At 63.6% G+C, this 22,360-nt stretch carries 17 protein-coding genes and 1 tRNA gene; 4 read left to right on the forward strand and 14 right to left on the reverse strand.

Translation table 11 applies throughout. The features are described from left to right. Window positions 1-87: 87 nt before the first annotated feature. The 10 genes from rpoC to OWC48_RS17450 all read right to left on the reverse strand — a co-directional run bounded on the left by rpoC (window position 88) and on the right by OWC48_RS17450 (window position 14,049). Window positions 88-4,284 (reverse strand): DNA-directed RNA polymerase subunit beta', encoded by a 4,197-nt coding sequence (gene rpoC, locus OWC48_RS17405; protein WP_282521069.1) that lies wholly within the window; start codon window positions 4,282-4,284, stop codon window positions 88-90. 129 nt (window positions 4,285-4,413) lie between these two features. Next, window positions 4,414-8,532, reverse strand: a complete 4,119-nt coding sequence (gene rpoB, locus OWC48_RS17410) for a DNA-directed RNA polymerase subunit beta (RefSeq protein ID WP_028152884.1) — start codon at window positions 8,530-8,532, stop codon at window positions 4,414-4,416. Between the two features lie 482 nt (window positions 8,533-9,014). After that, the gene (gene rplL, locus OWC48_RS17415; protein ID WP_063982571.1) at window positions 9,015-9,392 is read right to left on the reverse strand and encodes a 50S ribosomal protein L7/L12; all 378 of its coding nucleotides are present in this window, start codon (window positions 9,390-9,392) and stop codon (window positions 9,015-9,017) included. Between the two features lie 54 nt (window positions 9,393-9,446). Beyond that, window positions 9,447-9,965, reverse strand: coding sequence for a 50S ribosomal protein L10 (rplJ, locus tag OWC48_RS17420; RefSeq protein ID WP_247967835.1), 519 nt, complete (start codon window positions 9,963-9,965; stop codon window positions 9,447-9,449). Window positions 9,966-10,549: 584 nt separating this feature from the next. Further along, window positions 10,550-11,503 carry a 2-hydroxyacid dehydrogenase gene (locus tag OWC48_RS17425; protein ID WP_282521070.1) on the reverse strand — a complete coding sequence of 318 codons (954 nt, stop codon included), beginning with the start codon at window positions 11,501-11,503 and terminating at the stop codon, window positions 10,550-10,552. Between the two features lie 118 nt (window positions 11,504-11,621). Then, the gene (gene rplA, locus OWC48_RS17430) at window positions 11,622-12,314 is read right to left on the reverse strand and encodes a 50S ribosomal protein L1 (protein WP_014494487.1); all 693 of its coding nucleotides are present in this window, start codon (window positions 12,312-12,314) and stop codon (window positions 11,622-11,624) included. Between the two features lie 6 nt (window positions 12,315-12,320). Next, window positions 12,321-12,749: a 50S ribosomal protein L11 gene (gene rplK, locus OWC48_RS17435; protein WP_006611824.1), complete on the reverse strand. Its 429-nt coding sequence runs from the start codon at window positions 12,747-12,749 to the stop codon at window positions 12,321-12,323. A 131-nt stretch (window positions 12,750-12,880) separates the two neighbouring features. Beyond that, window positions 12,881-13,438 (reverse strand): transcription termination/antitermination protein NusG, encoded by a 558-nt coding sequence (gene nusG / locus OWC48_RS17440; protein WP_063982569.1) that lies wholly within the window; start codon window positions 13,436-13,438, stop codon window positions 12,881-12,883. Then, a complete protein-coding gene (gene secE / locus OWC48_RS17445) occupies window positions 13,438-13,629 on the reverse strand; it encodes a preprotein translocase subunit SecE (RefSeq protein WP_007611620.1) in 192 nt (63 codons plus the stop codon). The genes nusG and secE overlap by 1 nt, the downstream gene beginning before the upstream one ends. A 344-nt stretch (window positions 13,630-13,973) precedes the next feature. Continuing rightward, window positions 13,974-14,049: transfer RNA gene (locus OWC48_RS17450), tRNA-Trp, on the reverse strand. A gap of 162 nt (window positions 14,050-14,211) precedes the next feature. On the opposite strand from OWC48_RS17450, the gene OWC48_RS17455 reads away from it, so the two are divergent. Then, complete coding sequence (locus tag OWC48_RS17455; protein ID WP_282521071.1) at window positions 14,212-15,435, forward strand: serine hydrolase; 1,224 nt, start codon at window positions 14,212-14,214, stop codon at window positions 15,433-15,435. Window positions 15,436-15,641: 206 nt separating this feature from the next. On the opposite strand, the gene OWC48_RS17460 is transcribed toward OWC48_RS17455, so the two are convergent. Both OWC48_RS17460 and OWC48_RS17465 read right to left on the reverse strand, forming a co-directional pair. Further along, entirely contained in the window at window positions 15,642-16,409 is a 768-nt protein-coding gene (locus OWC48_RS17460; RefSeq protein ID WP_282521072.1) for an SDR family NAD(P)-dependent oxidoreductase, read from the reverse strand. A gap of 69 nt (window positions 16,410-16,478) precedes the next feature. Beyond that, window positions 16,479-17,177: a histidine phosphatase family protein gene (locus OWC48_RS17465; protein WP_282521073.1), complete on the reverse strand. Its 699-nt coding sequence runs from the start codon at window positions 17,175-17,177 to the stop codon at window positions 16,479-16,481. 134 nt (window positions 17,178-17,311) lie between these two features. Here OWC48_RS17465 and OWC48_RS17470 point away from each other — a divergent pair, with 134 nt between their 5' ends. Continuing rightward, window positions 17,312-18,097: an SDR family NAD(P)-dependent oxidoreductase gene (locus OWC48_RS17470; RefSeq protein ID WP_282521074.1), complete on the forward strand. Its 786-nt coding sequence runs from the start codon at window positions 17,312-17,314 to the stop codon at window positions 18,095-18,097. Between the two features lie 884 nt (window positions 18,098-18,981). Here OWC48_RS17470 and OWC48_RS17475 read toward each other — a convergent pair. Further along, window positions 18,982-19,464: a DUF1772 domain-containing protein gene (locus OWC48_RS17475; protein WP_282521075.1), complete on the reverse strand. Its 483-nt coding sequence runs from the start codon at window positions 19,462-19,464 to the stop codon at window positions 18,982-18,984. A gap of 94 nt (window positions 19,465-19,558) precedes the next feature. On the opposite strand from OWC48_RS17475, the gene OWC48_RS17480 reads away from it, so the two are divergent. Together OWC48_RS17480 and argE are read left to right on the forward strand one after the other, a co-directional pair. Further along, on the forward strand, window positions 19,559-20,209 hold the full coding sequence (locus OWC48_RS17480; RefSeq protein WP_282521076.1) for a TetR/AcrR family transcriptional regulator: 651 nt from the start codon (window positions 19,559-19,561) through the stop codon (window positions 20,207-20,209). A gap of 105 nt (window positions 20,210-20,314) precedes the next feature. Continuing rightward, window positions 20,315-21,502, forward strand: coding sequence for an acetylornithine deacetylase (gene argE, locus OWC48_RS17485; protein ID WP_282521077.1), 1,188 nt, complete (start codon window positions 20,315-20,317; stop codon window positions 21,500-21,502). A gap of 202 nt (window positions 21,503-21,704) precedes the next feature. Here argE and OWC48_RS17490 read toward each other — a convergent pair whose 3' ends face one another. Next, entirely contained in the window at window positions 21,705-22,331 is a 627-nt protein-coding gene (locus OWC48_RS17490; RefSeq protein WP_282521078.1) for a LysE family translocator, read from the reverse strand. Window positions 22,332-22,360 lie beyond the last annotated feature (29 nt).

Genomic DNA, 22,360 nt, shown 5'->3' on the forward strand with positions numbered 1-22,360 from the left:
CCTGCACCGCAACAGGCAAACAAAGCAGCAAAAAGGCCGGCTTGCGCCGGCCTTTTCATTGTCCTCGGTATTCCTACGGATGAGCGATTATTCCGCAGGCGGCAGCGCAGGAAGCTCCGCTTCCGGCGCCGGCGACACGACGGCCGCCTGCTTCTCGCGCTCGTCCAGGATCAGCTTGTCGCGCTTCATCGCGACTTCGCGGATCTTGGCCATGGAGGCGCCGGTGCCCGCCGGAATCAGTCGGCCGACGATGACGTTCTCCTTGAGGCCTTCGAGCGGATCGACCTTGCCGTTGACCGCCGCTTCCGTGAGGACGCGGGTGGTCTCCTGGAACGAGGCCGCCGAGAAGAAGGAGCGGGTCTGAAGGCTCGCCTTGGTGATGCCGAGCAGAACCGGCGTTCCCGTAGCGATCTTCTTGCCCTCTTCCTTCGCCTTCTCGTTGAGCGCGTCGAACTCGATCTTGTCGACCTGCTCGCCGGAGATCATGTCCGTGTCGCCCTGGTCGGTGACTTCCACCTTCTGGAGCATCTGACGGACAATCACCTCGATGTGCTTGTCGTTGATGAGCACGCCCTGGAGCCGGTAGACCTCCTGGATCTCGTTGACCAGATAGGCCGCGAGCTCCTCGATGCCCTTGACCGCCAGGATGTCGTGCGGCGCCGGGTTGCCTTCCACGATGAAGTCGCCCTTTTCAACGACGTCGCCGTCCTGAAGGTGGATGTGCTTGCCCTTCGGGATCAGGTACTCGCGTGCCTCGTCGGTCTTGTCCATCGGCTCGATCGAGATGCGACGCTTGTTCTTGTAGTCGCGCCCGAACCGGATGGTGCCCGCGATTTCGGCGATGATCGCCGCATCCTTCGGACGCCGTGCCTCGAACAGTTCCGCCACCCGCGGCAGACCGCCGGTGATGTCACGCGTCTTGGCGCTTTCGGTCGAGACACGGGCGAGGATGTCGCCCGTATTGACCTTGGCTCCGACGTCGACCGAGAGAATGGCATCGACCGACAGCATGTAGCGGGCATCGCCGCCACGGGCGAGCTTGAGCACCTTGCCGTCCTTGCCCTTGACCACGATGGCCGGACGCAGGTCCGCGCCGCCGCGGGTCGAGCGCCAGTCGATGACCACGCGCTTGGCAATACCGGTGGCCTCGTCGAGCGTTTCCGAGATCGACTGCCCCTCGACCAGATCCTCGAAGCCGATGGTACCTTCGACTTCGGTGAGCAGCGGACGGGTGTAGGGATCCCACTCGACGATACGCTGGCCGCGCTTGACGGTGTCGCCCTCGTCGACATGCAGGCGCGAACCGTACTGGATACGGTGCGTTGCACGCTCGGTGCCGTCGGCATCGACGATCGCGATCACCATGTTGCGGACCATCGCGACCAGGTGACCTTCGCTGTTGCGGGCGATGGCCTTGTTCCGGATCACGATCTTGCCGTCGAAGTTGGATTCGACGAACGACTGCTCGTTGAGCTGCGCCGCACCACCGATGTGGAAGGTGCGCATGGTCAGCTGGGTGCCGGGCTCGCCGATCGACTGCGCCGCGATGACGCCGACGGCTTCACCGTGGTTGACAGGCGTGCCGCGGGCGAGGTCGCGGCCGTAGCACATGCCGCAGATGCCGTTGACGAGCTCGCAGGTCAGTGCCGAGCGGATCTTCACCTCTTGCACGCCACCCTGGTGGATGGCGTCCAGATGGCTCTCTTCCATCAGCGTACCGCGCTTGATGATCACCTTGCCCGAGCTGTCACGCACGTCTTCGCAGGCCGTACGTCCCAGGATGCGCGAGCCGAGCGAGGCAACCACGGTGCCGGCATCGACGATGGCGCGCATCTTGATGCCGAGCTTGGTGCCGCAGTCATTCTGCGTGATGATGCAGTCCTGCGCCACGTCGACGAGACGACGGGTCAGGTAGCCCGAGTTCGCGGTCTTCAACGCGGTGTCCGCGAGGCCCTTACGGGCGCCGTGGGTCGAGTTGAAGTACTCGAGCACCGAGAGGCCTTCCTTGAAGTTCGAGATGATCGGCGTCTCGATGATCTCACCCGACGGCTTGGCCATCAGGCCGCGCATGCCGGCGAGCTGGCGCATCTGGGCCGGCGAACCACGGGCACCGGAGTGAGCCATCATGTAGATCGAGTTGATGTCGGCATCCGCCCCGCTCGCCGTCTTCTTGGTCGAGGAGATCTCCTTCATCATCGCCTTGGCGATTTCTTCCGTGGCCTTCGACCAGGCGTCGACGACCTTGTTGTACTTCTCGCCATGGGTGATCAGACCGTCGTTGTACTGCTGCTCGAAATCCTTCGCCAGGGTACGGGTGGTGTCGACGATCTTCCACTTGGAGTTCGGCACGACCATGTCGTCCTTGCCGAACGAGATGCCGGCCTTGAACGCGTTGTAGAAGCCGAGCGCCATGATGCGGTCGCAGAAGATCACAGTCTCCTTCTGGCCGCAGTGACGGTAGACTTGGTCGATCACGCCCGAGATTTCGCGCTTGGTCATCAGCTTGTTGATGATCTCGTACGAAATCCGCGGGTTCTTCGGCAGCAGATTGCCGAGCATGACGCGACCCGCGGTGGTCTCGATCCAGCGCGTCGAGACCTTGCCGGTCTCGTCCATGCCCTGCCACCGATACTTGATCTTGGTGTGGAGGTGGATGACCTTCGCGTGCAGTGCGTGCTCGAGCTCGGCCATGTCGCCGAAGATCTTGCCCTCGCCGGGCAGGCCTTCGCGCATGATCGAGACGTAGTAGAGACCGAGCACGATGTCCTGCGACGGCACGATGATCGGCTGGCCGTTCGCCGGATGCAGGATGTTGTTGGTCGACATCATCAGCACGCGCGCTTCCAGCTGCGCCTCGAGCGACAGCGGAACGTGCACGGCCATCTGGTCGCCGTCGAAGTCGGCGTTGAACGCGGCGCAAACCAGCGGATGCAGCTGGATCGCCTTGCCCTCGATCAGCACGGGCTCGAACGCCTGGATGCCGAGACGATGCAGCGTCGGTGCGCGGTTGAGCAGCACCGGATGCTCGCGGATGACCTCGTCCAGGATGTCCCAGACCTCGGGCCGCTCCTTCTCGACCAGCTTCTTCGCCTGCTTCACGGTGGTGGACAGGCCCTTGGCGTCAAGCCGCGAGTAGATGAACGGCTTGAACAGCTCGAGCGCCATCTTCTTCGGCAGGCCGCACTGATGCAGGCGCAGCTCGGGACCGACCACGATCACCGAACGGCCCGAATAGTCGACGCGCTTGCCGAGCAGGTTCTGACGGAAGCGGCCCTGCTTGCCCTTGAGCATGTCGGCGAGCGACTTCAGCGGGCGCTTGTTGGCACCCGTGATGACGCGGCCGCGGCGGCCGTTGTCGAACAGCGCATCGACCGCTTCCTGAAGCATGCGCTTCTCGTTGCGGATGATGATGTCCGGCGCGCGCAGCTCCATCAGCCGCTTCAAGCGGTTGTTGCGGTTGATGACGCGGCGGTAGAGGTCGTTGAGGTCCGAGGTCGCGAAGCGGCCGCCGTCCAGCGGCACCAGCGGACGCAGGTCCGGCGGGATCACCGGAACCACGGTCATGATCATCCATTCCGGCTTGTTGCCGGAGTGGCGGAACGCTTCCACGATCTTCAGGCGCTTGGCGAGCTTCTTGTGCTTGATGTCGGAGTCGGTCTCCTGCATCTCGAGGCGCAAGGTGGCTTCGAGCTTCTCGAGGTCCATGCCCTTGAGCAGCTCGCGGATCGCTTCCGCGCCGATCATGGCGGTGAAGGAATCCTGGCCGTACTCGTCCTGCGCCTTCAGATACTCGTCTTCCGACAGCAGTTGACGGTCCTTGAGCGCGGTGAGGCCCGGCTCGAGCACGACGTAATATTCAAAGTAGAGGATCCGCTCGAGATCCTTCAGCGTCATGTCCAGCAGAAGGCCGATGCGCGAGGGCAGCGACTTCAGGAACCAGATGTGGGCGACGGGGGCCGCGAGCTCGATATGGCCCATGCGCTCGCGCCGGACGCGCGACAGCGTGACCTCGACCGAGCACTTCTCGCAGATGATGCCCTTGTACTTCATGCGCTTGTACTTGCCGCACAAGCACTCGTAGTCCTTGATCGGCCCGAAGATGCGGGCGCAGAACAGGCCGTCGCGCTCGGGCTTGAAGGTACGGTAGTTGATGGTCTCCGGCTTCTTGATCTCGCCGTAGGACCAGGACAGAATCTTCTCAGGAGACGCGATCGAAATCCGGATCTGGTCGAAGACCTGAGCCGGAGTCGTCGGGTTGAAGAGATTCATAATTTCTTGGTTCATCGTCTTCTCCTCGCGTGCCGGTCGCCTACGGCCGCAAATTCGAAAATCACTCAATCGGGGCGCCCTGCCCTCAAGGCCTCGGGAGGGGCGCCGATGCCCGGCCGTGAAGGCCGGGCATGAAAGGTCGTATTACTCGGCTGCTTCCGACGTCGGCGCCGGTCCCACCTTGGAGTTGTGCAGGTCGACGTTGAGGCCGAGCGAGCGCATTTCCTTGACCAGCACGTTGAACGATTCCGGAATACCGGCCTCGAACGTGTCGTCGCCGCGGACGATCGCCTCGTACACCTTGGTACGGCCGGCGACGTCGTCCGATTTCACCGTCAGCATCTCCTGGAGCGTGTACGCCGCGCCGTAAGCCTCGAGCGCCCACACCTCCATTTCGCCGAAGCGCTGACCGCCGAACTGCGCCTTGCCGCCCAGCGGCTGCTGGGTGACGAGCGAGTACGGACCGATCGAACGCGCGTGGATCTTGTCGTCCACGAGATGGTGCAGCTTGAGCATGTAGATGTAGCCCACCGTCACCTTGCGATCGAAGGCATCGCCGGTACGGCCGTCATAGACGGTCGACTGACCCGAAGCGTCGAGACCGGCAAGCTTCAGCATCTCCTCGATGTCGGCTTCCTTGGCGCCGTCGAACACCGGCGTCGCGATCGGCACGCCGCGGCTCAGATTGTGACCAAGCTCGATCAACTCGTTGTCGTTGAGCGACTTGATCGTCTCGTCCTCGCCGTAGACCTTCTTCAAGGTTTCCTTCAGCGGCTTGATGTCCTGCTTCGACAGATAGGCATCGACCGTCTGGCCGATACGCTTGCCGAGGCCGGCGCAAGCCCAGCCGAGATGGGTCTCGAGGATCTGTCCGACGTTCATGCGCGAGGGCACGCCGAGCGGATTGAGCACGATGTCGGCATGCGTACCGTCTTCGAGGAACGGCATGTCCTCGATCGGCACGATCTTCGACACCACGCCCTTGTTGCCGTGGCGGCCGGCCATCTTGTCGCCGGGCTGGATCTTGCGCTTCACCGCGACGAAGACCTTGACCATCTTCATCACGCCGGGCGGCAATTCGTCACCGCGCTGAAGCTTCTCGACCTTGTCGAGGAAGCGCTGTTCCAGCCCCTTCTTCGACTCGTCGTACTGCTTCCGCATGGCCTCGATCTCGGCCATCAGCTTGTCGTTCGGCGAAGCGAACAGCCACCACTGCGACTTCGGGTACTCCTCGAGCACCGCACGGGTGATCTTGGTGTCCTTCTTGAAGCCCTTCGGGCCCGCAATGCCCTGCCGTCCCTCGAGGAGCTCGGCAAGACGGTTGTAGACGTTGCGGTCCAGGATCGCCTGCTCGTCGTCGCGGTCCTTGGCCAGACGCTCGATCTCTTCCCGCTCGATCGCCAGCGCACGCTCGTCCTTGTCGACGCCGTGACGGTTGAACACGCGCACTTCCACGATCGTGCCCTGCACGCCCGGAGGCACGCGCAGCGAGGTGTCACGAACGTCGGAGGCCTTTTCGCCGAAGATGGCGCGCAGAAGCTTTTCTTCCGGCGTCATCGGGCTTTCGCCCTTCGGCGTGATCTTGCCGACCAGGATGTCGCCGGCGCGCACTTCCGCGCCGATGTAGACGATGCCGGCTTCGTCGAGGTTCTTCAGCGCTTCTTCCGAGACGTTCGGAATGTCGCGGGTGATTTCCTCGGGGCCGAGCTTGGTGTCGCGGGCCATCACCTCGAACTCCTCGATGTGGATCGAGGTGAAGACGTCTTCCTTCACGATCCGCTCGGAGAGCAGGATCGAGTCTTCGAAGTTGTAGCCGTTCCACGGCATGAACGCGACCAGCACGTTGCGGCCGAGCGCGAGCTCACCGAGATCGGTCGACGGACCGTCGGCGATGATGTCGCCCTTCTTGACGATGTCGCCGACCTTCACCAGCGGACGCTGGTTGATGCAGGTCGACTGGTTGGAGCGCTGGTACTTCATCAGACGGTAGATATCGACGCCCGACTTGGTCGGATCGAGATCTTCCGTGGCGCGGATGACGACGCGGGTCGCGTCGATCTGGTCGATCACGCCCGAACGGCGTGCCGCGATCGCGGCACCCGAGTCACGCGCAACCACGCCTTCCATGCCGGTGCCGACGAACGGCGCCTCGGCGCGAACCAGCGGCACCGCCTGGCGCTGCATGTTCGAGCCCATCAGCGCGCGGTTGGCGTCGTCGTTCTCGAGGAACGGGATCAGCGCCGCGGCGACCGAAACGAGCTGCTTCGGCGACACGTCCATGTAGTCGACCTTGTCCGGCGTCACCGGCAAGACTTCGCCGGCGTGACGGCAGACCACGAGATCTTCGGTGAAGCGGCCCTTCGGGTCGAGCGGCACGTTGGCCTGCGCGACCGTGTAGCGGCCCTCTTCCATCGCCGAGAGGTACACGACCTCGTCGGTGACGCGGCCGTCCTTGACCTTGCGGTACGGCGTCTCGACGAAGCCGTACTTGTTCACGCGCGCGAAGGTCGCGAGCGAGTTGATCAGGCCGATGTTCGGACCTTCCGGCGTCTCGATCGGGCAGATGCGGCCGTAATGCGTCGGATGCACGTCGCGCACCTCGAAGCCGGCGCGCTCGCGGGTCAGACCGCCCGGTCCAAGCGCCGAGAGGCGGCGCTTGTGTGTGATCTCCGACAGCGGGTTGGTCTGGTCCATGAACTGCGAGAGCTGCGAGGAGCCGAAGAACTCGCGCACGGCGGCAGCCGCCGGCTTCGCGTTGATCAGGTCCTGCGGCATGACCGTGTCGATGTCGACCGAGGACATGCGCTCCTTGATCGCGCGCTCCATGCGAAGCAGACCGATGCGGTACTGGTTCTCCATGAGCTCGCCGACCGAGCGCACACGGCGGTTGCCGAGATGGTCGATGTCGTCGATCTCGCCCTTGCCGTCGCGCAAATCCACCAGCGTCTTGATGACGGAGAGGATGTCTTCCTTGCGCAGCGTACGTTGCGTGTCGGGCGCATCGAGGTCGAGGCGCATGTTCATCTTGACGCGGCCGACCGCGGACAGGTCGTAGCGCTCGGCGTCGAAGAACAGCGACTGGAACATCGCCTGCGCCGAATCCAGCGTCGGCGGCTCGCCCGGACGCATCACGCGGTAGATGTCGAACAGCGCGTCCTCGCGCGTCATGTTCTTGTCGGCCGAGAGCGTGTTGCGGATGTAGGCGCCGACATTGACGTGGTCGATGTCGAGCAGCGGCAGTTCCTTGTAGCCCTGCTCGTTGAGGGCCTTCATCGACTTGTCGGTGATCTCTTCACCGGCTTCCGCGTGGATCTCGCCGGTCTTCGGGTTGACGAGGTCCTCGGCGAGATAGTTGCCGACGAGCTCCTCATCGGACAGCCGCAGCGCCTTCAGGCCCTTCTCCTGCATCTGACGCGCACCGCGCACGGTGAGCTTCTTGCCGGCCTCGAGCACGACCTTGCCGGTGTCGGCGTCGATCAGGTCGTTGATGGTCGAGTAGCCGCGGAAACGGTTGGCGTCGAACGGAACGCGCCAGCCTTCCTTGGTCCGCTTGTAGAGAATCTTCTTGTAGAACGTGGACAGGATCGCCTCGCCGTCGAGGCCGAGCGCGAACATCAGCGACGTCACCGGAATCTTGCGGCGACGGTCGATACGCGCATAGACGATGTCCTTGGCGTCGAACTCGATGTCGAGCCAGGAGCCGCGATACGGAATGACGCGGGCGGCAAACAGCAGCTTGCCCGAGGAATGGGTCTTGCCCTTGTCGTGGTCGAAGAACACGCCGGGCGAACGGTGCATCTGCGAGACGATGACGCGCTCGGTGCCGTTGACGATGAAGGTGCCGTTCATCGTCATGAGCGGAATGTCGCCCATGTAGACGTCCTGCTCCTTGATGTCCTTCACCGACTTCGCGCCGGTTTCCTCGTCGATGTCGAACACGATGAGGCGCAGCGTCACCTTGAGGGGGGCCGCGAAGGTCATGCCGCGCTGGCGGCACTCGTCAACGTCGTATTTCGGCTGCTCGAACTCGTAGCGGACGAATTCCAGCATCGAGGTGCCCGAGAAGTCGGAGATCGGGAACACCGAGCGGAACACCGCCTGCAGGCCCTCGTCGAGACGCCCGCCCGCGGGTTCGTCGACCATCAGGAACTGGTCATAGGACGCCTTCTGAACCTCGATGAGGTTCGGCATCTCGGCGACTTCCTTGATGTGTCCGAAGAACTTGCGAACGCGTTTGCGACCGGTGAATGTCTGCTGCGCCATCGTGGCCTCTCATTTCGTCGCCCGCTCTGGGCGCGCCGTCCAGGACGCGGCTGCCGCCGCTCCCCGGGTTGAATTTTTCGAACCCGTTTCGGGGACTAAAAATCCAGTTTCAGGCCGTCATGTCCTGAATCTGTTCTTCAGACCTTCAAAACGCAAAACGACGCGCGGGGCGCATAGGCACGCCCGCCCGTCACAACGATTGTCTTCACGGACTGCAAAAGCCCGAAATAGCCTGCTCTCCCAACGGCTTACAGGGAAATCCGGCATCCCTGCCCACCGCGCTTTCGTGCTGCCGAACCGATATGGGGCGACAGTAGTGGAGATTCGAGGGGTTGACCCTCAAATCCCCACACTTTTTCGTGTTCGGCCTGCGTCGGGATGTTCCATCGCACGCCTTTTGCATGTTGCCCACCCCGTGATGGGTGGACCGAGACCCCGGTCTCGCTGATGTTCGCCCGGGGTCTTGCGCCAGTAAGCGTTGCTTACTTGAGCTCGACCTTCGCGCCAGCCTTCTCGAGCTGGACCTTGAGCTTCTCGGCCTCGTCCTTGTTCACGCCTTCCTTGACAGGCTTCGGCGCGCCCTCGACGAGGTCCTTTGCTTCCTTCAGGCCCAGGCCGGTGATGGCGCGGACTTCCTTGATGACCTCGATCTTCTTCTCGCCGGCGGCGGCGAGAACGACCGTGAACTCGGTCTTCTCTTCGGCCGGAGCGGCGGCAGCGCCACCACCAGCCGGGCCGGCCACGGCGACAGCCGCGGCAGCCGAAACGCCCCACTTCTCTTCGAGGAGCTTCGCGAGTTCGGCAGCTTCGAGCACGGTGAGGCTCGAGAGGTCGTCAACGATCTTCTGCAAGTCAGCCATTGTTCAGTTTCCTTGAGTGTATGTCTGGTTCGGGTTTGAGTTTTGCGAAGGGCGTCAGGCCGCTTCGCCCTTTGAGGCATGAGCCTGGATGACGCGCGCGAGCTTGCCCGCGGGCGCATTGGCGAGCTGAGCGATCTTGGTCGCCGGGGCCACAAGCAGGCCGACGATCTTGGCGCGCAGTTCATCAAGCGACGGCAGCGAGGCAAGCGCCTTCACGCTGTCGACATTCAGGACGGTCTTCCCCATCGAGCCGCCAATGATGACGAACTTTTCGTTCGCCTTGGCGAATTCGACGGCGACCTTTGGCGCCGCTACCGGATCGTTCGAAGTGGCGATCACGGTCGGTCCCTTCAGCATGGGGCCGATGGCAACGACGTCAGTGCCTTCAAGAGCAATTTTGGCGAGACGGTTCTTCGAGACCTTCACCGAGGCGCCAGCCTGCTTCATCTGCATACGCAGCTTCTGCATCTGGGCAACGGTCAGGCCGGAATATTGAGCAACGACCGCGACGCTCGTGGTCTTGAAGACCCCATTGAGCTGTTCGACCGCTTCCTTTTTTGCCGCTCGTTCCACAGCAAGCTCTTTCCGGTTGGCGGTCATCGCGAGAAGCGGGACCGCCGGGTTGCACCCATCGTCCCACCCAAAACCTGAACCTCGGGGCCAAAACCCCTGGGACACGCGCCGGGCGAGACGACAATTCAAAGCCTGCCCTCCGGGAGCCCTTAAGGCCCACGGCGTGTCGAGGTCCGAACCAGACCCGTTTCGCGAACCAGCCGTTAAAGCTGGGTGCGAAGTGAAATCCGGTCTTCACCCGTCTATGCAGGCCATGCGATTAAGCCGTTGAGAAATCGAAATTTCCCGCGGGCGCCTGCAGTCTTGGACAGGACAAGGTCAGCCGGCGAACCGCCCGACCCCTGCCCGCACTCCACCAACCGACGGGTTTTCCTTCCTTTTCGGGCAAATCCTCACGGACGTCCTGAAAAGGAATGATCTCCTGTCTTGTCGGGTTTTCGGAATGCGTGCACGAACGCGCCAGCCGAGGCCGGCACGTCCGGAAGCGGTTCTTTAACCGCTCGGAGCCCGCTTGCCAAGAGCAAAATTCACACCAGTTCCAATCCACTGGCGGCGGGGCTTGAGACGCCCCGACAAGGGCCGATTCAGGCCGATTTGACCCGGTATGGCAGCGGCTCGCCCGCGAAGAATGCCGTCAGGTTCGCCAGCACGCAGTTCTGCATGGCGACGTGCGATTCGAGGGTGTGGCCGCCGATATGCGGGGCGAACACGACATTTGGGAGCTCCGTCAGCGCGTCGGGGGCGTGCGGTTCCCTCTCGTAGACGTCGAGGCCGGCGCCGGCGATGGTCTTGTCGGAGAGCGCCGCGACCAGCGCCCTCTCGTCGATGACAGAGCCGCGGGAGATATTGACGACGTAGCCGTGCTCCCCGAGTCGCCCGAGGATATCGGCGTTGACGACGTGCTGGGTCTCGGCCCCTGCCCGGACCGCGATCATCAGCACGCTGCACCAGTCGGCGAGCGCCTCCAGCGTCGGGAAATATTGATAGGGCAGATCGTATTTGCTGCGGCTGAAATAGCCGACCTCGCTCTCGAAGGCGGCGCAGCGCGCCGCGATCTTGCGGCCGATCTCGCCCATGCCGTAGACGCCGATGCGGCGGCCGGGCATGCCCGCTTGCGGGCGCATCATCGGCGACTGCTTCGAGCCCGCCCAATCGCCGCTGCGGACATATTGGTCGGCGACCAGGATCCGCCGCGTCGTCGCCAGCATCAGGGTCATCGCGATATCGGCAACCGAGGCCGCATTGGCGCCGGGGCTGTGGCCGACCGCGATGTTGCGCGCGGCGGCCGCCGTCAGGTCGACGCCGTCATAACCGGTGCCGTAGCAGACGATGGCGCCCAGTTTTGGGAACAGGTCCATCGTGTCCGCCCCAAGCGGCGAGCCGCCGGCGGTGAGCATCGCGCGGATGCCGCCGAGCTCATCGGCCGAAAACACCTCAAGCGCCGGCTTGCCGCCGGTGTCGAGCAGTTCGAACCGCTCCGCGAAACGCGCCATCATCGTCTTCGGGAAGCGCGAGTAGATCAGGACCTTGTCAGCCATTTTTTCTTGTTTCCCGGTTCTTGTTTCCGATGAACGCCACAAACGACGAGGGGCGGAATCGGTTGCCCAATTCCGCCCCTCGCCTCATGCAATTTCCAAACCTCAGCCGAGGCAAGCCTTAGCCGAGAATCGTGCCCGGCTCGACCTTCACGCCCGGGCCCATCGTCGAGGACACCGCAACGCGCTGGATGTAGGTGCCCTTGGAGCCAGCCGGCTTCGCCTTCGAGACAGCATCGGCCAGAGCCTTGATGTTCTCGACCAGCTTCTCCTCGGAGAACGAGGCCTTGCCGACGCCGGCCTGCAAAATGCCGGCCTTCTCGACGCGGAACTCGACCGAGCCGCCCTTGGCACCCTTCACCGCACCGGTGACGTCCATGGTCACGGTGCCGATCTTCGGGTTCGGCATCAGGCCGCGCGGGCCGAGCACCTTACCGAGACGGCCGACCAGCGGCATCATGTCGGGGGTGGCGATGCAGCGGTCGAAATCGATCGAGCCGTTCTGCACCTTCTCGACCAGGTCTTCGGCACCGACGACGTCGGCGCCCGCAGCCTTGGCCTCATCGGCCTTGGCGCCGCGGGCGAACACGCCGACGCGGAGCGTACGGCCAGTGCCGTTCGGCAGGGTCACGACGCCGCGGACCATCTGGTCGGCGTGACGCGGATCGACGCCGAGATTGATCGCGACCTCAATGGTCTCGTCGAACTTCGCCTTGGCGCGTTCCTTGACCATCTTGATGGCGTCCGCGAGCGGGTAAAGCTTTTCGCGGTCAACACCTTCGCGGGCTTTGTTCAAACGCTTTCCGATTGCCATGACCGCTTACCCCGCCACTTCCAGACCCATCGAACGGGCAGAGCCCTCGACCATCTTCATGGCCGACTCGATGGAATCGCAATTGAGATCCTTCATCTTCTTCTCGGCGATCTCGCGCACCTGCGCTTTGGTCACCTTGCCGGCCTTGTCACGTCCCGGCGCCTTCGAGCCGGACTGGATCTTGGCGGCCTGCTTCAGGAAGAAGGACATCGGGGGCGTCTTCATCTCGAACGTGAACGAACGATCGGCGTAGATCGTGATCACGACGGGAATCGGGGTGTTCTTCTCTTCCTTCTGGGTCTGGGCGTTGAACGCCTTGCAGAACTCCATGATGTTGAGACCGCGCTGACCAAGCGCGGGACCGATCGGGGGCGAAGGATTCGCCGCACCGGCCGGGACCTGAAGCTTCAGGTATCCGGTCACTTTCTTTGCCATGTATCACTCCTGTTGTGCCGGCAGGGCCGGCGGTTTCAGGTTCGTGGTCTGGGTCGGATGCGGCTGGCAACCGCCCTCTCCCTCCCACGGCCTCTTGCTAGCGTGAAACCGAAGCCTCACGCCTCGTCCGATCAGACCTTCTCGACCTGACCGAATTCCAGTTCGACCGGCGTGGCGCGGCCGAAGATCGACACCGCGACCTTCACGCGCGAGCGCGCCTCGTCGATTTCCTCGACCACACCCGAGAACGAGGCGAACGGACCATCGGCCACGCGCACGTTCTCGCCGATCTCGAACGACACCGACGCCTTCGGCCGTTCCACGCCCTCCTGCACCTGGTGCAGGATGCGCATGGCCTCGGCTTCCGAGATCGGCATCGGCTTGTTCTCGGCGCCGAGGAAGCCCGTGACCTTCGGGGTGTTCTTGATCAGATGAAACGCCTCGTCGGTCAGCTTCATCTTCACCAGCACGTAGCCCGGGAAGAACTTGCGCTCGGCGTCGATCTTGCGGCCGCGGCGCACTTCCGTGACCTTCTCGGTCGGAACCAGCACCAGCTCGAACAGCTCCTCGAGCCCGCGCTGCTTGGCCTGCTCGCGGATCGATTCGGCGACCTTCTTCTCGAAGTTCGAGTAGGCGTGGACGATGTACCAGCGCTTGTCGGTCGATTGGGTTGCAGCGGCTGTTGCCATCAGTGAATGCCCAAAAGGAAGGTGATGAGGTAACGGATGATCTGGTCGGCGGCGAAGAAGAAGATCGAGGCCACGGCGACCATCACGAACACCATGATGGTGGTGATCGTGGTCTCACGACGGGTCGGCCAGGTGACCTTGGCGGTCTCCGAGCGCACTTCCTGCAAGAACTTGAACGGGCTGACTGCCATCGTTTGATGTCCAACGTCCGTCGACAGACGCGAATGAATTTCAGGGATCCGAACAGCCGCCGTTGGCCCAGCCCTCTGTCTCGAAGGATGAGCCGGGAAACCGGGCTCGATTGTTCGGGGATTTAAAGCCGCGCCGGAAATCCGCGTTTAACGGGCCGGCTGCGAGTGCGGGGTAGATACTGCGGATGGGGCCAAAGGTCAAGGTGTGGGCTGCCCGGGACACGCGCGGCCGAGGCCAGCGGACCCGATCCGGATCAAGGGCTTACCCGGCCCGCATGATCCACGGTCCGAGCTTGTCGGCCCGACGCCGTCCTGCCTGTCGATCCTGATTGTCTGGGATTAGCTGGCAGGAGTGGCAGGGCTCGAACCTGCGACCCCCGGTTTTGGAGACCGGTGCTCTACCAATTGAGCTACACTCCTACGGACCCTGCGTCGCCGCGGATCAGGGCCGCTTTCAAGCACAGGGGACGGCCGGATTGCAAGGACGGATTGCAAGGGTGAAGCGCGCTGGCCTCGCTTGTTTAAGCCGCGCCATCTGGGCAACAGTTCACTCCCGATAATAAAGAGCAACCGGGAGTGCCCATGACTGCCACAGCCGCCGCCCAAGCCGCCACCGCGCCGAAAACCCCGCCTTTGCCCGAGGCAAGGCCGGAAACGCTGGGTCTGTCGCGCCCTCGCCTCCAGGCGATGTCGGATGCCTTCAAGCGCGAGATCGACAAGGGAACCATTCCCGGGGTGACCGTGCTGGTGGCCCGGCGCGGCCAGGTCGGCTGGTTCGAGGCGCTCGGCAAGCAGAGCCCGGCCGGACCTGCGCCGATGGCGCTTGATTCGATCTTCCGGATCTTCTCGATGACCAAGCCGATCGTGTCGGTCGGCATCATGGCGCTGGTCGAGGATGGCCATTTGCTGCTCGCCGACCCCGTCGCCAAGTTCATTCCGGAGTTCGCGGACCAGAAGGTCGGCGTCGTCAGCGGCGACAAGCTGGAACTGGTTCCGCCGAAGCGGCCGATGACGGTGCAGGACCTGCTCCGCCACACCTCTGGTCTAACTTATGAGCACCAGGGCGACAGCCCCGTGCACAAGCTCTACCAGGAGTCCCGCGTCCGCAGCCGCAAGATCACCAATGCCGAGCATGCCGCGCTGGTGGCGAGCTTCCCGCTTCTCTGCCACCCCGGCGACGAGTTCAACTACAGCCGCTCCACTGACATCCTCGGCCGTATCATTGAGGTCGTCAGCGGCAAATCGCTCGGCGCGTTCCTCACCGGGCGCATCCTCGCGCCGTTGCAGATGACTGAAACCGCCTTCTCCACCAGCGAAGCCAATGCCAACAGGCTCGCTCAGCCGTTCGAAGCCGATCCCTGGACCGGCGACAAGGTCGCGCTGTTCAACATGCTCGAGCAGCCGGTGATGGAGTCCGGCGGCGGCGGCCTGGTCTCGACCACGACAGACTATGCCCGCTTCGCGCTGATGCTGCGCAACGGCGGCACGCTCGACGGCAACAGGATCATCGGTCGCAAGACGCTGGAGCTGATGGCATCCGATCACCTCGGGCCGCACGTCGTGACCAACGGCACATTGCTGTCGCCGGGCCACGGCTTCGGCCTCGGCTTCGCCGTGCGCCGCGAGGCCGGCATCGCGCCGTTCCCCGGCAGCGTCGGCCAGTATTTCTGGAGCGGCATTGCCGGGACGTTCTTCTGGATCGACCCGAAGGAGGATTTGTTCGTCGTGTTTATGTCGCAGGGCCCGGGGCAGCGCGACCACACGCGGACGCTGGTGCGGGATCTGGTTTACGCGGCGGTGGATTGAGGTAGCGGCGGTTAAGCTAGTTAGTCGCGACGCCGCAACTCCACAATCGCTGTCATGCCCCGGCTTGACCGGGGCATCCAGTACGCCGCGGCGGATGTTGCGAGAGCGAGCACTCTATTGCCGGTCTCTGGAATACTGGATCGCCCGCCTTCGCGGGCGATGACACCAATGTTGGGGTGGGCTGCTTGCCCCTTCCTGCAAGCGCATCAACTGATCGTCGCGCCGCCGTCGATCACCATGGTCTGGCCGGTCATGAAGTCGCCGGCCTTCGATCCCAGGAACACGGCGGCGCCGGCGATCTCGTCGGGGATGCCGATGCGGAGCAGCGGCGAGCGCGAGGTCGAGGCCTTCAAATTCTCTGGATTGTCCCACAGTGCCTTGGCAAAATCGGTCTTGATCAGGCCGGGCGCGATGCAGTTCACGCGGATGTTGTGCTTGCCGTACTCGCAGGCGAGGTTGCGCGCGAGCTGCATGTCGGCGGCCTTGGAAATCGCGTAGGCGCCGAGGATGGTCGAGCCTTTGAGGCCGCCGATCGAGGAGACGATGATGATCGAGCCGTCCTTGCGCTCGATCATCTGCGGCACCACCATCGAGATCAGCCAGTTGTTGGCGACGATGTTGTTGTCGAGAATCTTCCTGAACTGATCGTCGGAGATGCCGGCGAGCGGACCGTAATACGGGTTCGACGCGGCGTTGCAGACCAGCACGTCGATCTTGCCGAAGGCGCGGTTGCTCTCGTCGATGAGGTTTTGCAGATTTTCCTTCGACGAGATGTTGGCGGCGATCGCAACCGCCGTGCCCTTGCCGAACTTGTCGTTGATGCCCTTCGCAACCTCATCGCAGACGTCGGCCTTGCGCGAGGAGATCACGACCTTGGCGCCGTGCTCGGCCATGCGCTCGGCGATCGCAAGCCCGATGCCGCGCGTCGATCCCGTGATGACGGCGACTTTCCCCTTCATGTCGAACAAGGTCATGTTTCTCTCCCAGAGTGCGTTTTGATTGGCTTGAAGCTTACGCCGCGACCGCACGAGCGGACAATGGCGTCAGGCGAGCTTCTTGACTTCCGGCCCCGCCAACTGATGCATCTCGGCGTGCGCGTCATCCGCGATCCACGGCTGCTGGTTGACCATCGGCAAACGCCAGACCGAGCGCTCCGGGCTCGAGAAATAATCGAGCCGCGTGATCGACACATTGTCGATGTCGAACGACAGCGCCCGCTCCACCTGGCCGTCGAGCGCGAGGCCGATCGCCGCCTTGATGGTGCCGCCATGCGCGACCGCGATCACGTCCTGCCCGGCCGCCTCGTTGTTGATCCGCTCAACGGTACGGCGCGTGCGGTTGTAGAGATCCATAAAACTTTCGCCGCCGGGCGCGGGCTCGTTGATGTCGGCGAACCAGCTCGATCCGACGGGGCGGCTCGCGACGAACTGGGCGCGGTTCATGCCCTGCCAGCGACCGAGATTCTGTTCGGCGAGATCCGCTTCCCATTTCATCGACGCAGGCTTCGGGTAACCGGCCGCCCAGATCGCTTCCGCGGTCTGGTGGGTGCGCATCAGATTGCTCGAATACCAGACCGCCTTGCGTGGCAGCACCTTGGCAACAGCATTGAAGACGTAGGTGTCGCTGGTGTCGCAGGCGAGATCGCTCTGGCCGTAAATGTTGCCGCCATCGTTGCGCACCGGCGCGTGACGGACCCACCACCACCGTGTCGTGACCACATTGGGCTTTTCTGCGGCTGCCATCGAAACCCTTCCATCCCGTTTGATGTCGCTGTACGTCAGGTGTGAACGTGTCTCAAGACACTTTACTGTTTCAAATTCTGTTTGAAATTCCGTCGCGCGGCAAGCGTCGCGCAGCATACCAAAGGGAGAAACGCATGGGCCGTCTGCAAGGCAAATCCGTCATCATCACCGGCGCCGGCAGCGGCATCGGCCGCGCCGCCGCACTCCTCTTCACCAGGGAAGGCGCCAAGCTGATAGCGGTCGACCGCACCGAGGCGGTGAAGGAGACCGTCGAGGAGGTGAAGAAGGCCGGCGGTGTCGCGGAAGCTATGATCGCGGACGCGGGCTCCGAAAAGGACGTCATGGCCGTCATCGACAAGGCGGTGAAGACGCACGGCCGGCTCGACGTGATCTGGGCCAACGCCGGTGTCTCCGGCGGGCTCGTGCCGCTCGGCGAGCAGACCGTGGAACAGTGGCAGGAGGTCTTGCGCATCAACCTGATCGGCCCGTTCCTCGCGGTGAAACATGCGATGCCGCACATGGTGAAGCAGCAGTCCGGCGCGATCGTGCTCACGGCGTCCGTCGCGGGCCTCAAGGCCGGCGCCAGCGGACATCCTTATGCGGCGAGCAAGGCCGGCGTGATCAGCCTGGTCCAGACCACGGCGTATTCGCTGACCGGCACCGGCGTGCGCATCAACGCGGTGTGTCCGGGCCTGATCGAGACCGGCATGACCAAACCGATCTTCGACCGCGCCAAGGAGCGCGGCACCCAGGACAAGATCGGCCAGCTCAATCCGCTGAAGCGCCCCGGCCAGCCGCACGAGCTCGCGGCGATGGGGCTGTTCCTGGCCAGCGACGAGGCGTCGTATGTGAACGGCCAGGCGTTCCCGGTGGACGGTGGTTTGACGGCGTCGATGCCGTATACGGGCAAGCCGGTCTGACATCCGCGCTCTCTCGCGTCCCGGACGCGCTGCAATGCCTCTTGGCGTTGCTGCGCAGCGCCGGGACCCAGCAGACCGCGCACTCGCTGATACATGGGCCCCGGCTCTGCAGCGCATCACTTCGTGCTGCGATGCGTCCGGGGCACGAGACCGTTGTTGAATGGCTGACATGGGCTTGCATCCTCGCGGCGCGTTTCGCCCGAGCTTTGCTTCGTCGCCTCACCCCCTCATGAAAGAGGGCGCAGGGAAGACCGGGAGACGGTTGGCTCCCATGGACCGCCATGCCAAGAGCAGATTGCGCTACAATGCACAGCGGGTAACAGGGCAACCGGAGCATCCCGGCCTTCCCTGCGCAGTGGTTGGAACGGCTTATGTCGCGCTCTCCCCGGGGAGCGATGCACTATTGCCCCCGTCGCCTCGCGGATGACTGATGTGCGCGCCCGGTCGGGCAGCCCACATCACCGCAAGACTTGACGCACAGACCCCGGACGTCAGGACGACACGATTTGGCCGTACGCGAGCTACACCGGTCGTGCGTGCGACGTCATCGCTCACGGCTCTCCGCCCTGCAATCACCTTCGCACCGATGTGGCCCACGTCCACCGCCGCCCGGCCCGCGTTCGTGACGATCGCGATACGCCCCTCTTCCTTGGGCCGGGTTGCGCGCAATATCCGCCAACTCCGAATTTCGGTAAAGTAGAATATTTTTGCGGGTGCCGATTGACCGATAGTTTTGGGTGTTTTGCCCGACGGGCAACGCAAGGTGTTGTAGCCCAGAGATCTTGTAGCCCGGATGGAGCGAAGCGTAATCCGGGGTTTGCGCCCCCGGACACAGCGGCCCCGGATTTCGCTTCGCTCCATCCGGGCTACGAAGCCGATTTGGCCTACGAAGCAAGCGCAGCAACAAAGAGCGCACACCCCACCACCGACGCAACCGTCCGCACGTGGTTCCAGAACGTCCAGTCCTTCAGATACGCCGCCCACACCGCGCCTGCCTCCGGCGCAGACGGCTGCAACGCGGCGAGCGCGTTGTTCATCGGGACGTTGAACACCATCGTCACCACGAACATGCCGATGACGTAGAGGCCGCCGCCGGCGATCATGCTCACTGCCCCCGGCTCGCTGACGCGCAACGTCCCCATCACCACCAGCGCCGCACCTGCTACCGTCGTGCCGAGAAACAGCGGCATGAACAGCGAGCGCACGATGTCGACATTGATCGCGTTCATCACGGCGATGCCGGCCGCCTGGTCGAGCCGGCCGAGCGCGGCCATGATGAAGGTCGAGAAGGTGAAATAGATTCCGGCCATGAGGCCGCAGCCGATCGCCGAAAACCAGAGCAGTCCGGTCGTGAAACCCTGCCGCATGCCGCAGCTCCCTCAAATACGATAACCTCTCGCATTTGATAAATGCGATAAACTCTCTTATTTATAACGTCAAGCGCGGATGGCGGGAATCGGGATGCCGGAACGGAAAAACAGGACGGACAAGACGACGCACGCGGCCGCGCGACGCACGCCGCTGGTGCCGACGCAGGAGCGAAGCCGGGAACGCTTCGACCGCATCCTGACGGCCGCGGCCGAGATCCTCACCGAGAAAGGCAGCGACGCGTTCCGGATGAGCGACATCGTCGAGCGCACCGGCATCGCCTTCGGCTCGCTCTATCAATATTTTCCGGACAAGAGCACGGTGATCGGGACGCTCGCCGAGCGCTGCAATGTCATCGGCCGCGAATGCGTCCAGCGCGACCTCGCCGAGATGAAGAAGCTATCCGACCTGCATGCTGCGCTGTGCCGCATCACCGACGGCTATGACCAGATGTTCCGCGAGCATCCCGTGATGCATCACATCTGGCAAGCCACGCAGGCCGACCGAAGCCTGCAGAAGATCGACGAGGAGGATGTGGCCTTTCTCGCCGGCCTCCTGCGCGAGGCACTCAAGCGTGTCGCGCCGAAACAGCCCGCGGCCGCCCTCACCTCCTTTTCGCAACTGGCGATGATCCAGATCGCAGCCGCGGTTCGTCACGTCATCGCCTTGCCGCCGGCGGAGGCGCGGCGTACGCTCGACCTGTTCAAGCGAATGCTGCCGAAAGATCTCTCCGCGCTCGGCTGAGGTTCGGCGAAAGCACCCTTGGCGATCGCGATTTGCCCGAACCGCCACTCCGTTGGTATGTTTCGTGCAAGCGACGAAGCCATCCTCCATCTCATGAACGAGACAATGCCCAACCCGATTTTCCCGAGTTCACGACCCGATCGCATTCGCAACCTCCTCGCCGACCTCGTCGGCTTCGATACCGTCAGCGACCGCACCAATCTGCCCTTGATCGCCCATATCGAGAGCTATCTCGCTTTCCTCGGCGTCAAGGGTGAGCGCATCACCGACGAGACCGGGCAGAAGGCCTCGCTCTGGGTCACGATCGGACCGGAGGACCGGCCAGGCCTCGTGCTATCGGGACACACCGACGTCGTGCCAGTCGTGGGCCAGGACTGGAGCCACGACCCGTTCAAGCTGGTCGAGCGCGACGGCAAGCTCTACGGCCGCGGCACCACCGATATGAAGGGTTTTGTCGCGGTGTGCCTCGCCATGGTGCCGGAGATGCTGGAGGCGAAGCTGACGACGCCGATCCATCTCGCCATCTCCTATGACGAGGAGATCGGCTGCGTCGGCGTGCGGCCGATGTTGCGCGAGGTCGCGAAGAAACGGATAAAACCGCTCGGCGCCTTCATCGGCGAGCCGACCGAGATGAAGGTCATCATCGGCCATAAGGGCAAGCACGGCGTGCGCGCGACGTTCAGGGGGCTCGCCCGCCACTCCTCGATCGCGCCCGACGGCGTCAACGCGATCGAATACGCGGCCGAGCTGATCACCGAAATCCGCCGCCGTGCCGTGAAGCTTGCGGCCGCGCGATCAAGCGACAGCCTCTACGACGTTCCGCATTCGACGCTGCTCACCAGCATCGTGCATGGCGGCGCCGCGCTGAACATCGTGCCTGACACCTGCACGGTGGATTTCGAATGTCGCGGCATCGGCATCACCGAGTCCAGGGAGGTGACCGATGCGATCGTCGCCTGGGCCAAGGCCGAGATCGAGCCCGCGATGAAGGCGAGGCACCCGGAGTGCGGCATCGATTTCGAGGAGATCCTCGATTATCCCGCGCTCGACACCGACGCCGATGCCGCGATCGTCACGCTCGCCAAGAGCCTTGCGGGTCGCAACGACCACGCCAAGGTCGCTTTCGGCACCGAGGCGAGCCTTTTCGCCAGCATGGCCGACATCCCCTCGGTCGTGATCGGGCCCGGCGCGATCGCGCAGGCACACACGCCGGATGAGTTCGTGGAGATGGCGGAGCTGGAGAAGTGCGCGGGGTTTGTCGAAAGGCTGATCGCGCATTGCGCGAAGGGGTAAGGCTTCTCCTCGTCGTTGCGAGCGAAGCGAAGCAATCCAGAATCGTTCCGCCGGGGCGGTCTGGATTGCTTCGTCGCAAGAGCTCCTCGCAATGACGGGAGTGCGTGGGAGCAGTGCGTAACCCGCATGAGCGAAGCGACTGGCGGGACCACCTGCCCCGGATATCGCTTCGCTCATCCGGGCTACGGGAGCTCACCGCGCCTCATCGCTCCTGCAAGGCCAGCCGCACACCAACGGCGCAATAGATGGTCCCGACCACTTTGCCCTGCCACTTCACGACGGCTGGATGGCGGCGCAGCAGGGTGCCGAGGCGACCGGCCCCGACGGCGAATACCACGGTGCTGAGCAGGCCAAGCAGCACGAAGACGATGCCGAGGATCGCAAGCTGAAGTGCGATCGAACCGTGCTCCGGCCTCACGAATTGCGGCAGGAAGGCGAGAAAGAACAGCGCGGTCTTGGGATTGAGCACTTCGGTCAATACGGCCTGCCGGAAAGCGCGACCCGCGCCGATCGCGGGCGCGCCGCCGTTCAGCTCGATCGGCGCCTTGTCGAGCATCGCGCGAATGCCGAGATAGATCAGGAACGCTGCACCCGCATATTTGACGATGCTGAACAGCAGCGCAGAGGTCGCGATGATCGCCGAGAGGCCAACGATCGCCATCGAAGTGTGGATCAAGTCACCGGCCGCAATCCCAGCGCCGGTCGCGATGCCGACCTTCGTTCCCGAGCTGACGGCCCGTGCCATGGTGAGCAGCGTCGCGGGGCCCGGAATGAAGACAAAACCGAGCACGATGAGGATATAGGCGATGAGGGTGGCGTGATCGATCATGTGGCGGGCTCTTTTCGCGCTAGGGTCAG

The sequence above is a fragment of the Bradyrhizobium sp. Arg816 genome, assembly GCF_029989365.1.
Taxonomy (GTDB): domain Bacteria; phylum Pseudomonadota; class Alphaproteobacteria; order Rhizobiales; family Xanthobacteraceae; genus Bradyrhizobium.

What these genes read in the sequence shown, in the direction of transcription:
- rpoC (WP_282521069.1), bottom strand. Translation starts at nt 4,284, where the DNA reads ATGAACCAAGAAATTATGAATCTCTTCAACCCGACGACTCCGGCTCAG.
- rpoB (WP_028152884.1), bottom strand. Translation starts at nt 8,532, where the DNA reads ATGGCGCAGCAGACATTCACCGGTCGCAAACGCGTTCGCAAGTTCTTC.
- rplL (WP_063982571.1), bottom strand. Translation starts at nt 9,392, where the DNA reads ATGGCTGACTTGCAGAAGATCGTTGACGACCTCTCGAGCCTCACCGTG.
- OWC48_RS17425 (WP_282521070.1), bottom strand. Translation starts at nt 11,503, where the DNA reads ATGGCTGACAAGGTCCTGATCTACTCGCGCTTCCCGAAGACGATGATG.
- rplA (WP_014494487.1), bottom strand. Translation starts at nt 12,314, where the DNA reads ATGGCAATCGGAAAGCGTTTGAACAAAGCCCGCGAAGGTGTTGACCGC.
- rplK (WP_006611824.1), bottom strand. Translation starts at nt 12,749, where the DNA reads ATGGCAAAGAAAGTGACCGGATACCTGAAGCTTCAGGTCCCGGCCGGT.
- nusG (WP_063982569.1), bottom strand. Translation starts at nt 13,438, where the DNA reads ATGGCAACAGCCGCTGCAACCCAATCGACCGACAAGCGCTGGTACATC.
- secE (WP_007611620.1), bottom strand. Translation starts at nt 13,629, where the DNA reads ATGGCAGTCAGCCCGTTCAAGTTCTTGCAGGAAGTGCGCTCGGAGACC.
- OWC48_RS17455 (WP_282521071.1), top strand. Translation starts at nt 14,212, where the DNA reads ATGACTGCCACAGCCGCCGCCCAAGCCGCCACCGCGCCGAAAACCCCG.
- OWC48_RS17460 (WP_282521072.1), bottom strand. Translation starts at nt 16,409, where the DNA reads ATGACCTTGTTCGACATGAAGGGGAAAGTCGCCGTCATCACGGGATCG.
- OWC48_RS17465 (WP_282521073.1), bottom strand. Translation starts at nt 17,177, where the DNA reads ATGGCAGCCGCAGAAAAGCCCAATGTGGTCACGACACGGTGGTGGTGG.
- OWC48_RS17470 (WP_282521074.1), top strand. Translation starts at nt 17,312, where the DNA reads ATGGGCCGTCTGCAAGGCAAATCCGTCATCATCACCGGCGCCGGCAGC.
- OWC48_RS17475 (WP_282521075.1), bottom strand. Translation starts at nt 19,464, where the DNA reads ATGCGGCAGGGTTTCACGACCGGACTGCTCTGGTTTTCGGCGATCGGC.
- OWC48_RS17480 (WP_282521076.1), top strand. Translation starts at nt 19,559, where the DNA reads ATGCCGGAACGGAAAAACAGGACGGACAAGACGACGCACGCGGCCGCG.
- argE (WP_282521077.1), top strand. Translation starts at nt 20,315, where the DNA reads ATGCCCAACCCGATTTTCCCGAGTTCACGACCCGATCGCATTCGCAAC.
- OWC48_RS17490 (WP_282521078.1), bottom strand. Translation starts at nt 22,331, where the DNA reads ATGATCGATCACGCCACCCTCATCGCCTATATCCTCATCGTGCTCGGT.